This window comes from Moritella sp. JT01 (assembly GCF_001574435.1).
GTDB lineage: Bacteria > Pseudomonadota > Gammaproteobacteria > Enterobacterales > Moritellaceae > Moritella.
Genome location: NZ_LOCN01000002.1, coordinates 51,017 through 62,980, shown reverse-complemented (window position 1 = coordinate 62,980; position 11,964 = coordinate 51,017). Strand labels below are relative to the sequence as shown.

Below are 11,964 nucleotides of genomic sequence, written 5' to 3'. Positions count from 1 at the left end.
GCTACACTCCAGCGATGTTATGTTGTTCGAGTAAAGATAACGCCACTCCTGGATATCGATGTTCTAATGCTTCAAATAAATTATCCAAATGTTCACTGTTGGCAAAAGAGATAAAAAAGGTGGCTTCGACGAGTTGCCGCTCATGATCATAGCGGCGTAAATCACTGCGGGTGGTATGGGTGGTGAAGATCGCTTGCAGTTCACTGATACTTACTTGATTTTCACCTTCATGTTGGTGACGTAATGATAAGAAAATACCTTTTTCGCCATGATGGTCTGTTTTGGAATGTCTAATAAAGCTCACCAGTACTAAGGTGGTTATACATGCTGTGATTGCTGCAGTGGTTTGCCCAGCACCCAGAGCGACAGCTATACCAATATTTAAAAATAAATAAAGCAGTTCTTCAGGTTCTTTGATCGGGGTACGAAAGCGTACAATTGATAACGCACCCACTAGGCCCAGCGCCAGTGCGAGAGATGCTTTAACAATTGAGATAATTAAGATAACCGTCAACATAAGTAAAGGGAATAGACGAGAGAAATCTTGACGGTTACAAAATGAAGACGCGAAATAGCGGAAGTGGACACCAATAACCCAAGATAAAGCAAAGCCTATCACCAAGTTCATCAATAATGGTGCAAGCATGACACTCGCAAAAGGGAAGAACATATCCTGAACTTCGTTGGGTAAAAAGGCGGCTATCGCTGGGTTGATTGGTTCCACAATTGACTCTCCTTGAATGTGGGGATTTTTGGGGATATATAACTATTTTTTATACTGTTACGATCCAGTGTAGGCAATATTCTGTATATTGATGACTACAGTTGAATAATTCGCGCGAATTTTGTTTTAGTAGCGTTTGTTTAGTGCATGCATATCCTGCTAAAATTACCGATTACGTTATTTTCAGAACAACCCTAATTGAATTAAACCGAGAACGAACTATCATGACAGCATCTGTTTCAACTCTTCCATCTGCTCAGCAAGTACTTGAGAGCGTCTTTGGCTATCAACAATTCCGTATGGGTCAGGAAGATGTGATCGCACATGCTGTCGCAGGACTCGATAGTTTAGTTATTATGCCTACGGGAGGCGGTAAATCATTATGCTATCAAATACCCGCCTTGGTGCGTGGCGGGTTAACGATCGTGTTAAGCCCGTTAATTTCATTAATGAAAGATCAGGTTGATGCACTGCGAGCCAGTGGTGTTTCTGCTGCTTATATGAATTCAACCTTAGCGCGACAAGAGTCTGCGCAAATCTTTAATGACTTACATAATAACCGTCTACAAGTTCTGTACTTATCTCCTGAGCGTTTGATGGTGGGTGATTTTTTACAGTATTTACAGCAATTACCAATCAGTTTATTTGCCATTGATGAAGCGCATTGTATTTCGTCGTGGGGTCATGATTTTAGACCAGAATACAATGAGTTAGGGAAGTTGAAACAGTTGTTTCCAAATGTGCCTTTGATGGCATTAACGGCTACGGCAGACGATGCCACACGCTTAGATATACTGAATCAATTGAAAATGAACGATCCTAAAGTGAGTATGTCGAGTTTTGACCGACCTAATATTCGTTATTCGTTGGTGGAAAAATTTAAAGCGTTAGATCAGCTTAAACGTTATGTAAAACAACAAGACGGTGTCAGTGGCATTGTCTATTGCACAAGTCGAAAACGCGTTGAAGAAGTGGCTGAAGGGTTAACTCGGGCAGGGTTTGATGCCAAGCCTTATCATGCGGGTTTGCCCCAACAAGAGCGCCAAGATACACAAGAAACCTTTATTCGTGATGAATTGGATATTGTGGTGGCGACCGTGGCATTTGGGATGGGGATCAATAAGCCCAATGTGCGGTTTGTTGTGCACTACGACTTACCAAAAAATATTGAATCCTATTACCAAGAGACAGGCCGAGCTGGGCGTGATGGTTTACCTGCAGAAGCGTTATTAATGTTTGATCCCGCGGATATTATGCGGGTGCGTTATATGGTTGAACAAACTGAGAACGAGCAGCAGCAACGTGTTGAAATGCATAAACTCAATACCATGGTGGCATTTGCCGAAGCACAAACGTGTCGTCGTCAGGTATTACTGAATTATTTTGGTGAGTTTAATGATCGGTCTTGTGGTAACTGCGACATTTGTTTAGATCCGCCGAAGCGATATGACGGCGCTAAAGATGCACAAATGGCATTGTCGTGCGTGTATCGTGTTGGTCAGGCATTTGGTATGGCGTATGTTGTTGATGTATTAAGAGGTTCGCAAAACCAACGGGTGAAAGAGCGTGGGCACGATAAGTTATCGACGTTTGGTATTGGTAAACATAAATCGCAAGAGCACTGGTTAAGTGTGTTACGCCAACTCGTGCATAGCGGGTTATTGTTACAAAATATTACCCGCAGCTCGGTATTACAATTAACAGAAGCGGCACGTCCGGTATTACGTGGTGAGCAAGAGCTAGAATTAGCAGAACCTCGATTACAGCCTATTACGAATGTCGATAAAGCACCAAAACGCAATAGTCGTATTGCTAACTTTAATTATGACCGTAAGCTGTTTGCTGCACTGCGTAAGTTACGTAAAGACATTGCCGACAGTGAAAATATTCCACCTTATGTTGTGTTTAATGATGCTTCATTGGCTGAAATGGCAGAAATAAAACCACAAAATGAAGCTGAAATGTTGGATATTAACGGTGTTGGTCACGTTAAATTAGAACGTTTCGGTCGTCAATTTTTAACTAAAATAGCGTCTTACGATTAACAGTACAGATTGATCGTATTTAAGGATAAAACAATGAATTGGACACTGGCAACGCAGCAAGCAACAGATAATATTTTGATGTTAGAACATGAAGCGGTGAGCTTTGAAAACTTTATGACGCTTGCACCCAAATTAGTCACGCTATTAGGTGCGCGAGTATGTGATAAAAATTGGGGGGCAGATCGCCACGCCTGGATGTTGGAATATAAGGATATTAATTTGTTGTTTGAATTTGAAGATTACACATGCAGTGCATGGCTTGCTGTTACCCGTGAAGAAGACCAGGGTATTCTTGCTGAAATAGCAACAAAGTTAGCGTAGGCGCAGAATCATTACATCAATTAAAAATACTCTTCTTCGTTAAACCATAATTCTGCTTGTAATATTGTTGAGAAAGTTTCGACAGTAATGGGATTGATCGCCTCGATGGCTGTTGCAATCGAATGCAGCCATTTGGGTTCGGAAACCAAGGCTATTTTATGCCAATATTGCCAGTACTTTATGCCCATCATGGCATCATCGATTAAGGCATGAAATTCAAGACCCGAAAAATCATCTGCAAATATCACGCAGACATTTATCTGACTGTGCTGTTTAAGAATATCGTTTATGACGGGTTCTAATACATTTTCGTAATCACTGTGAGTGATTGTTTTAGACAGGTTTATAAACAGATTGGCTTCAGAAAGGTTGATGATAGTGATCATGGACATCTCCGGGTAATTGAATGTCCTTAATTAATGCAAGGCATAACTTGGGGTGCACAGCGGCTAACATTCATGACTATGCACTTATTATAGTCGGTATTTGCTAATAGTAATTAACCCGTAGTTGTTACCTTATCGTGGTTATCGGCTCTTCACAATAAACATACCGATAAGTACACTGGCAATAATAAGGGTGAGGGCGATGACACTAATCGAGGCAATGCCGACCGTGTCAGAAAAAAGGTCGCTTAAAAGTTTAGTCCAAATTTCCATCGTGTTCGTCCTCTTATTATTGGTTATATCAGTAAATAGTCATGCTTGTATTAGCAAGTAATTATTACTTATTTATGAGTAATAATACCGTTTTCCACATTCGATAAACTGATCCAGATCAGTGAATCGTTTTGTTATGGTTATGTTGTTTTTAAAGTGTGATGACGGTATATGATGACTCGTTTTTTGCATTCTTAATTGAAACTCTGAATGTTGAATCGTTGCAACTTTTAGGCGGATGTTACGTACGGTCATGGAGCAATGGGTAAATAAATGGGCTGTGTTGTGATTTTCCTGCTAAACAGTCTTGGTATTAATCCACTTGTAGTTTTTACGTGTTGGGTAGGTTGGCAGCTGATAAAAATAAAATGGGGATAAGAGACAATATTGTGAATTTAAATGCTCGCGTAACGGTATTGAAGAAAACAGATAAAACTTGAAGGCAGAAAGCCATTGAATAATGCACTCAGTTTGAGTGCATTTGGTGTTTCATATAGAATTTAGTTCAAAACCGCTCTTACCATTCTCTATATGGTATTTGGCAATTACCAAGAGAGTTGCTAATGTTTTCATTAGAGAGGTACATCATTAAACCTTCAAACGCTAGGTTTTGATGTTGAGATGGCCCCATTCGTACATGACTGAAAAATGGTTTATTACCTAAAGGAAGCTCTATATATGGAACTAACATAGATGCTCCTTCTCTAAACTTTAGATTGGTGTTGTTACCTTCTGGATAATGAGGGGAGATTAACCGCCACTCACATTCCTCTTCGAATGCTTCGTCCTTAATAATTGCTAACACTTGAAGAATATCATTTTTATATTGATCTAAGAAAGGACTATAACACTGTGATGGGTGGCCATGAAAAACGGGCATATGTGGGAGTTGCTGTCTAAAGTTTACCAATAGCCGCTCAATTAGAGCTGTAATGATTTCTCTTTGTCCTATCTCATCATAAATACAGCGAGCTATTTTCATGTCTGAATGTTTAGCTATATAGTTCACTTTTTCTGCGGAAAATTCTAGGCTAACTCCTTTCCCATGTGGAGTATAGCTTCTCCACTGACTTAGTAAATTAGGTTTTTCAGATAAAGAGAAAACAAATAATTTATGAGAAAGTGTTGATAAAAATTCCGTATACTTTTGTAATTGCGTGAGACACTCATGTTCTTCATCTTGCCTTCCAAAGGCAAGTCGAGATTGAAGAACTCTTTCAACTGTTTCACAAGCATGAACTATTTCTCTAGAATCGTTCATATATGAAATGCTACTAGCCCAAAGTGCCTCCCCTTTAGCGATACCTAGAAGTGAACCAATCCCAGTGTAGTGATATAAAGGAATATTAACAGAGTCTTCAAATATATTATCTATTGCTTTCATTTATTATATCCTGCAAGAAGAAAATTGTGCGGTTTAGCCGCTTATTGAGCTTGGCGCTGTTTGAAATCAATGCTTTTATTTACCGCTAACCAGTTAAGATCTTTTGGATTTAAAGTGCCTGAAAGTGGTGGTACTTTGTAACAAACTCCAAAGTGTTGCCCTGTATTAAGTATTTTGTCTGATGAGTACTCTCTAAAATAGTTGTTGTCGGCTACATTACTGCTATATCCTTTTCTATAAGCATTAATTCCCCAGCTCACTTTCTCAACTATTTTATTGCTTCTATTTTTTATGTTTACAAATATTGGAAATTCTTCAGAGCAATACTTGGTATTAAAGCTTACGGTAACAATTACGGCTTCAATCTGCTTTATCTTTTTACTCTTCTCTGCTTCAGAATATAAGTATGTTGCGCCACACCCGACAGCAACCACCCCTATCAGTATCCCCATCTGCTTAGGAAATGAAAATAGTAATAATATTCCAATCAGTATTGCAACCCAAATCATTTCTAAACTCCTAGTAGCTAGTAATATTTGTATTTTTAGGGACGTCGAATTGTCTTATAAATTATCAACCTGGTCTTTTAAGTAACATGTAAGATCATCTATATGGCTGATTATATTGATATAAACCTCGCCTACAAGATAAATCTGACTGCTTACCAAAAACTATGACAATTTTTATAAAATGCTTATAGGGGGAGTGTAAAACAATTCGCTCTAACCGTTCCCATTACACATAAATATGGCCTGCTCAATTTGAGTGCTTTTTATGTCTTAAATATAATTCCATTGAATTGCGGGTCAGCTTTTGTATAATGCTCGTCCGCCTAAGTGCGGCACAATTTACATGGCTTCCCTTAAACCACACTCTATTGAGTGTCTTTGCGTATGCTTTATAATTCACACCTCACTTCTGATATGCCGTACATCTGATTAGATGTGCTTCATGCCGCCAATTTCCTATAAAAATAGAGCCTGAAACAAAATGCAACTGAATGACTTATCGAGTTATTGTTGATGCTAAATTGATGGGGTAGGAAAACCTTGGGATGCTTAACTCATATTACAAAAGCATTAGATAAAAGCTTTCCAATCAAAACATATGTGAAAGCTAGACTTACCAAAAAAGTGCAAAATAACCTATCCGAAATGATAGGTTGAAAGCAGTTTTAAAGGGTAAAAATAAGTATCGGGGAAGATGTTTTATCTAAGAGGAGGAATGTCACGGCGTACTGTCACTTTTATGTCCAATAGGCCGCATATCTATGATTTTATTATTGAATTGAAAAAGCCCCCAACAAACTGTAAAGTTAAATTTAGTAAATGAATACTATGGGGAGCCGATGGAAGAATCAACAAGAATAAAACAGTTTAAGGATGGTTTAATCAAGGAGTTAACATTTTATCCAAACGATAAAACTACATCACAAAAACTAGAATCTGAAAGTTTACATAAAGTTCTTACTTATTATTTACATTGGCGATCAAGAATTGTCCCTCCTCGATGTCGGACTGCAGTGATTGAGCCAGAAGTAAAAGCGGATAGTCGCTACAAAGCATTGGAAGATAAAATTGAAGCACTTCTCGACAAGGTAAGAAATGGAGAAGATATAAATCTTTATCACTCAAAAAGAGCTCATCAATATGGATATACACCAGAAATAAACCCACCTGACTATCGAGATGACAAAGATACAATTTTAAATACTGCAGGGTTTCATCATTTTCATCTAGATGCTCTACCTAATAGAACGGACGATGTTCTTTTTGCCTATGTAACGCGTGGAAAATTCCAAGCAATAGGCATTTTTAATCATGAAGTATTCAATAGCGATAGAACTAGCTGCGAACTAGTTAGAATGTGGGCGTTACATGAGAAACATGCACGACAAGGAATGGGCAGAGGAAATAGTTACGTTAGGCATCGCAATGTAGTTTCTAAGTATCCAGCATATCTAATAGAAGACGTTGATGAGTACATGAAAATAATTGGAGAGTATGACTCTAAGCTAGACGAACGGAATTATATAAACAGTCTCTATAATAAATGTAACTTACAACCACCAAGCCGTTTTAAATTTGAATGGTGCATGAATGCCTTAGATCTTTGCGTTAGGGATAGAAAAAATAATGAGACTTTTAATTTATACGAAGCAGACATGTGATTAAAATCACTGGGCATAGCGTATGTTATGGTTGACGGAGTGAGGGTATCAATGCCTGCTATCGGATTCAACCTAACCGCATCTTCTAAGTGGTCGGGCGCAAAATGTGAATATTTCATGGTATCCACAATCGAAGCGTGACCAAGTATGCGTTGCAGCACCAAAATATTACCTCCGTTCATCATAAAGTGACAGGCAAATGTGTGGCGTAAAACGTGTGTCATTTGTCCGCGCTGCAATTTAATTTTTGCGTTCTTAATTGCAGTTCTGAATGTTGAGTCGTTACAACTTTTAGGGAATAGTTTACCTGTCCGTTTAGGCACTATGTTTGATAGTGCCGGTGATATTGGCACCGAACGCGGCTTGTTACCTTTGGTGCTGACGAAGGTTACAATATTTTTTGCTATATGCTCGCTGCGAAGGTTGGCGGCTTCACCCCATCGACAACCTGTACTTAAACAAATCTTGGTAATAACCTGCGCATCTTTGTTATGTGAGTTTTCTAATTTTTCAAGTAGGTAGGTCATTTTCTTAGGCTGCAAGAATCCCATTTCAGCCCGTTTGTGTTTTAGCATTCTAACGCCGTTAATTGGATTGCCTTTTTTCCAATGTAGGCGTCAAATCTAAGCGCTTTGGATTTAGTGCATTCAATGCTGTACGTAAAAATAAAGCAGATGAAATTAAACAAGATGGCGTATTAAAAGCCGCAGTTTCAGAAGCCAAAGCAAAACGGGCGGCGGCGGGTGACACTAACGCGGCCAAACTGGATGAAATTAGTATAAACGGTCGCGGCTGGAAAGATGAATATTTATTATTAATCACTACCGCCCCGTTAATACTTTGTTTTCTGCCTGACTATTCGAACTACGTTGGTCTTGGCTTTGGATCATTAGAAACGGTACCAGAATATTATTGGTACGGTTTGGGGATGGTTTACATTGATACGTTTGGTTTTAGGCGGATGTTACGCACGGCCATGGAGAAATGGGTAAATAAACGGGCGGTGTTGTAATGGATTTTCCTGCTATTGGATTCTTAACCCAGCTTGGCATACCGCCTTTGGTGATGTTTGCATCATGGTTAAGTTGGCAGTCTTTCAAGTCTGATAGGGATATAAAAATAACTCTCTCTGAACATGATAAGCGAATATTTGAGCTGGAGTTAAGGCGAAAAATAGAGGCCGAGAATGCCAAGTAATAGGTTGAATGCACTCTGTTTGAGTGCATTTTATGGTTCATAATATAATTATTTCCAATAATAGCGTTAGAGCTAATTGCCTCTTTGGTCGCATTTGTATAAGTTTATATACAAGGATATTAGTACATCTAAATACTATGGATTTCAGTATTTAGCGGTTCAAAAAACAGTTCAAATCGTTCTGAATGAAGTTTTGAAATCTCTACACCACGAAATTTATTAGATATAGAGTCAGCAAAACTTCTATACGGATAGCTATGTTCGGCTTCTATCATCGCCGTTTTGTAAAGTTCTAAGTCTGCATCACAGCCAATAATAAATCGTCCAATTTTCTTAGGATTAACACTGGCAAAAAACATAGCTCCTGTTTCCTTAGAGTCCTTCCATAGTTGCAGCTGTTCACTAGCACCCAGTGATGACCCAATGAGGGCTAAGCCATTTTCATCATAATTATACTTTGAACACTTTTCAGATTTCATATAGTTAGCTTCCGTTGCCGGAATTATAAATCGGTGCTCTTTCTCATAAATCCATTCGTCTGATTTCGTTAAATAGTAGTGTGTTCTAATTGGTTCTAAAGATTCTGCATCCACGTTAAACGGATAATTTCGGCGTTTACGGTAGTTGACTTTACCAAGTTTTGCATCTGAGGATATAGGGCATTTACTAATATTAAAGATGCTTAACGGGTCTGTTTCATCGATGAAAAACTCAACTACGGCTCCTTTATGTTCTTGAGCATAATGACTCCACATTAGAAGATTATCTGGAGTTTCTGATAGGGAAACTATGCCATGTAACCCCATAAAACTTTCAAAATGAATATTTAAATCATCACTGCCATTAAGGCTATTCAATTGCTCATTTGTTGTATTAGCTAGTTTGCATTCAAATGGATCATTTAACGCCCATCTAGGAGTAACTCTAAGCACAGGGTTACTGATAAATTTGAGCGCTACATCTTGAGACATGTACTTGTAAAGTCTTAACATTCAAAGTGACCATTATGGTTATAGGCATCGAAGCACATAATACAAGCTTTAAAAAAGATTAGTCAAATTTATAGTTTTATAAATATTGTGAGCTTTAATCCCAAGTGACATTTTGGTGTATAAGTTAGTAATGGGTTGATAATAATGAAAGATAATAGATTAAGCGGTGCTCTGGTCTTGAGTGAAAAATTTATATCTTAAATATAATTCCATTGAATTCGATGTCAGCTTTTGTATAATGCTCGTCCGCCTAAGTGCGGCACAATTTGCATGGGTTCCCTTACCCCATGAATTTAACTAAAAAGGTTTATTATGCGTGAATTAACTGCAATGCAGACGCGTCAAGCGTTGATCTGTCTCTCTTGTTTTCATATTTTGGTGATCTCGGCGAGCAACTATCTAGTCCAACTCCCTATCAATATTTTTGGCTTCCATACTACATGGGGTGCTTTTACGTTTCCGTTTATTTTTCTGGCGACGGATTTAACCATTCGTGTATTTGGTGCGGGCATGGCTAAGCGCATCATTGCGCAAGTTATGTTACCTGCGTTATTGATTTCATATGTTCTGTCTGTCGTATTTTTTGATGGTAGTTATCAAGGAATTGCAGGGCTAAGTGAGTTTAATAGTTTTGTGGGTCGTATTGCTCTCGCGAGTTTTCTAGCTTATTTATGCGGACAGGCTCTTGATATTGTTGTTTTTAATCGTTTAAGAAAATTAAAAACATGGTGGTTTGCACCAGTGTCATCAACGGTATTTGGTAATTTAATCGATACGGCTATTTTCTTCTTTGTTGCGTTTTATCAAAGTGCTGATCCATTTATGGCGGCTAATTGGGTTGAAATTGCCACGGTAGATTATGGGTTCAAACTGCTGATCAGTTTAATCATCTTTTTACCGCTTTATGGTATTTTATTAACTAAGTTAGCGGGTGTTATCACATTTGAAGCGAATGCGAACAATAACCTCTCCTCTGTGAAATTAAATTAATGTAACTTAATTTTGTAAGGGGGCGAAAGGCGCTAAACTTATTCACTTATATGTGAAAAGTTTAGCGCCTTTTTTGTTTTATTACAGTAAATGTAACGGCAGTTAAGGTATAATCGCCCGTTCTAGATTTTATGCTTTTAATTTACACGCAATTGAGGTGCCGAATGGCAACAGACGTGGGTTTATACGATGATATTCGTCCTTTTAATGATGACGAAATAACAAGTGTTGTTGAACGCTTAGTTAACGATAACGAATTTATTACGGCGATCGCGCACTTTCAGTTTCCGCGCTTGATTAAACATTTTAGTTGGGTGATATTCCCGATGATCCGTATGGCGTTACGCCGTAAATGTCGAAAAATCACCAGTATTAGCGAAATTCAGCACGAAGTGATCGCTTATATGGAAAAAATGATAGCGACCACAACCACTCAAGTTACCTTTGACGGTATAGAGAAGTTGGATAAAAATAAAAATTATTTATTTATTTCGAATCACCGTGATATTGCGATGGACCCAGCATTTTTAAACTGGGGATTACACCAACATGGTCATGATACTGTGCGTATTGCCATTGGTGATAATTTATTGAAAAAACCATTTGTATCCGATTTGATGCGTTTGAATAAAAGTTTTATTGTGAAACGTTCTGTGAAAGGGATGCGTGAAATGATTGCGGCATTTAAATCATTATCCGGTTATATTGCCCATTCAATCCAAACTGAACAACAGTCGATTTGGATTGCGCAAAAAGAAGGCCGTGCTAAAGATGGTAATGATCAGACCGACCCTGCAATTTTAAAAATGATGTATATGCATGGTAAAGGTCAGAAAATTAGCTTTCCTGAATACATGAAATCATTAAATATCGTGCCGGTGACTATCTCTTACGAATATGATCCAAACGATGCCGCTAAGGCGAATGAACTTTCACAATTAGCGACAGCGGGTGAGTACAATAAAACTGAATTTGAAGATATTGATAGTATTGTTCAAGGTATTGTTGGCTTTAAAGGCCATGTTAACGTGACTTTTGGTGATGTCATTGTTGATGATCTTACCGATGCGATTGAATTGGCCGAGCGTATTGATCAGACTATCAATAATAATTATTACTTGCATGGGACTAATTTATTAGCGGCAGAGCAACTACATGCCAGTACTGAGTATAAGCAGGCTGCAAGTAAAGTCACTGCTGAGCAACGCGCTAAATTTACTGCTCATTTACAAGCGATACCGACCAAGTTACATACTGTCGTGTTATCAGGGTATGCAAAATCAGTAGAGAAGCAGTTAGCCATCGCAGATTAATATCGAAAGTTAAATTGTGTTGTAAGCCCAGCCTCGCTGGGCTTTTTATTTGAATTTTTATTATTTATACAAAACCCTTGCAAACGCAAATGAGAATCGTTACTATTAGGTTGTTCTTCAGGAAATCATTATTTGTTTCAGTAGGACAAGACATTGCTCACATTGCTTC

The 11,964-nt window shown here is 38.3% G+C and carries 12 protein-coding genes and 1 pseudogene; 6 read left to right on the top strand and 7 right to left on the bottom strand.

Annotation, left to right across the window (positions count from 1 at the left end):
* Nucleotide 1: 1 nt before the first annotated feature.
* Nucleotides 2–724: a DUF4956 domain-containing protein gene (locus AKG98_RS02550; protein WP_067040930.1), complete on the bottom strand. Its 723-nt coding sequence runs from the start codon at nt 722–724 to the stop codon at nt 2–4.
* 224 nt (nt 725–948) lie between these two features.
* On the opposite strand from AKG98_RS02550, the gene recQ reads away from it, so the two are divergent.
* A complete protein-coding gene (gene recQ / locus AKG98_RS02545; RefSeq protein ID WP_067040928.1) occupies nt 949–2,769 on the top strand; it encodes a DNA helicase RecQ in 1,821 nt (606 codons plus the stop codon).
* A gap of 33 nt (nt 2,770–2,802) precedes the next feature.
* Nucleotides 2,803–3,090, top strand: coding sequence for a DUF3630 family protein (locus AKG98_RS02540; protein WP_067040926.1), 288 nt, complete (start codon nt 2,803–2,805; stop codon nt 3,088–3,090).
* 20 nt (nt 3,091–3,110) lie between these two features.
* Here AKG98_RS02540 and AKG98_RS02535 read toward each other — a convergent pair whose 3' ends face one another.
* From AKG98_RS02535 to AKG98_RS02525, 4 genes are all read right to left on the bottom strand, one after another.
* Nucleotides 3,111–3,476, bottom strand: a complete 366-nt coding sequence (locus tag AKG98_RS02535; RefSeq protein ID WP_067040924.1) for an STAS/SEC14 domain-containing protein — start codon at nt 3,474–3,476, stop codon at nt 3,111–3,113.
* A 141-nt stretch (nt 3,477–3,617) separates the two neighbouring features.
* Nucleotides 3,618–3,749: a DUF3149 domain-containing protein gene (locus AKG98_RS21800; protein ID WP_083543866.1), complete on the bottom strand. Its 132-nt coding sequence runs from the start codon at nt 3,747–3,749 to the stop codon at nt 3,618–3,620.
* Nucleotides 3,750–4,266: 517 nt separating this feature from the next.
* The gene (locus tag AKG98_RS02530) at nt 4,267–5,133 is read right to left on the bottom strand and encodes a DUF2971 domain-containing protein (RefSeq protein WP_067040921.1); all 867 of its coding nucleotides are present in this window, start codon (nt 5,131–5,133) and stop codon (nt 4,267–4,269) included.
* Nucleotides 5,134–5,174: 41 nt separating this feature from the next.
* Nucleotides 5,175–5,642: a hypothetical protein gene (locus AKG98_RS02525; RefSeq protein WP_067040917.1), complete on the bottom strand. Its 468-nt coding sequence runs from the start codon at nt 5,640–5,642 to the stop codon at nt 5,175–5,177.
* Between the two features lie 839 nt (nt 5,643–6,481).
* Here AKG98_RS02525 and AKG98_RS22625 point away from each other — a divergent pair.
* Nucleotides 6,482–7,303 carry a hypothetical protein gene (locus AKG98_RS22625; protein ID WP_067040915.1) on the top strand — a complete coding sequence of 274 codons (822 nt, stop codon included), beginning with the start codon at nt 6,482–6,484 and terminating at the stop codon, nt 7,301–7,303.
* Nucleotides 7,304–7,413: 110 nt separating this feature from the next.
* Here AKG98_RS22625 and AKG98_RS22620 read toward each other — a convergent pair.
* A pseudogene (locus AKG98_RS22620) lies at nt 7,414–7,854 on the bottom strand (tyrosine-type recombinase/integrase); the annotation flags it as partial.
* Between the two features lie 38 nt (nt 7,855–7,892).
* On the opposite strand from AKG98_RS22620, the gene AKG98_RS02515 reads away from it, so the two are divergent.
* Nucleotides 7,893–8,315 (top strand): hypothetical protein, encoded by a 423-nt coding sequence (locus tag AKG98_RS02515; protein ID WP_067040912.1) that lies wholly within the window; start codon nt 7,893–7,895, stop codon nt 8,313–8,315.
* Between the two features lie 313 nt (nt 8,316–8,628).
* Here the strand turns inward: AKG98_RS02515 and AKG98_RS02505 are convergent, their stop codons facing one another.
* A complete protein-coding gene (locus tag AKG98_RS02505) occupies nt 8,629–9,471 on the bottom strand; it encodes a DUF2971 domain-containing protein (RefSeq protein WP_198155384.1) in 843 nt (280 codons plus the stop codon).
* A gap of 333 nt (nt 9,472–9,804) precedes the next feature.
* Here AKG98_RS02505 and AKG98_RS02500 point away from each other — a divergent pair, with 333 nt between their 5' ends.
* Entirely contained in the window at nt 9,805–10,482 is a 678-nt protein-coding gene (locus tag AKG98_RS02500) for a 7-cyano-7-deazaguanine/7-aminomethyl-7-deazaguanine transporter (protein WP_067040906.1), read from the top strand.
* Between the two features lie 164 nt (nt 10,483–10,646).
* Nucleotides 10,647–11,795: a 1-acyl-sn-glycerol-3-phosphate acyltransferase gene (locus AKG98_RS02495; RefSeq protein WP_067040904.1), complete on the top strand. Its 1,149-nt coding sequence runs from the start codon at nt 10,647–10,649 to the stop codon at nt 11,793–11,795.
* The last annotated feature ends 169 nt before the right edge of the window (nt 11,796–11,964 follow it).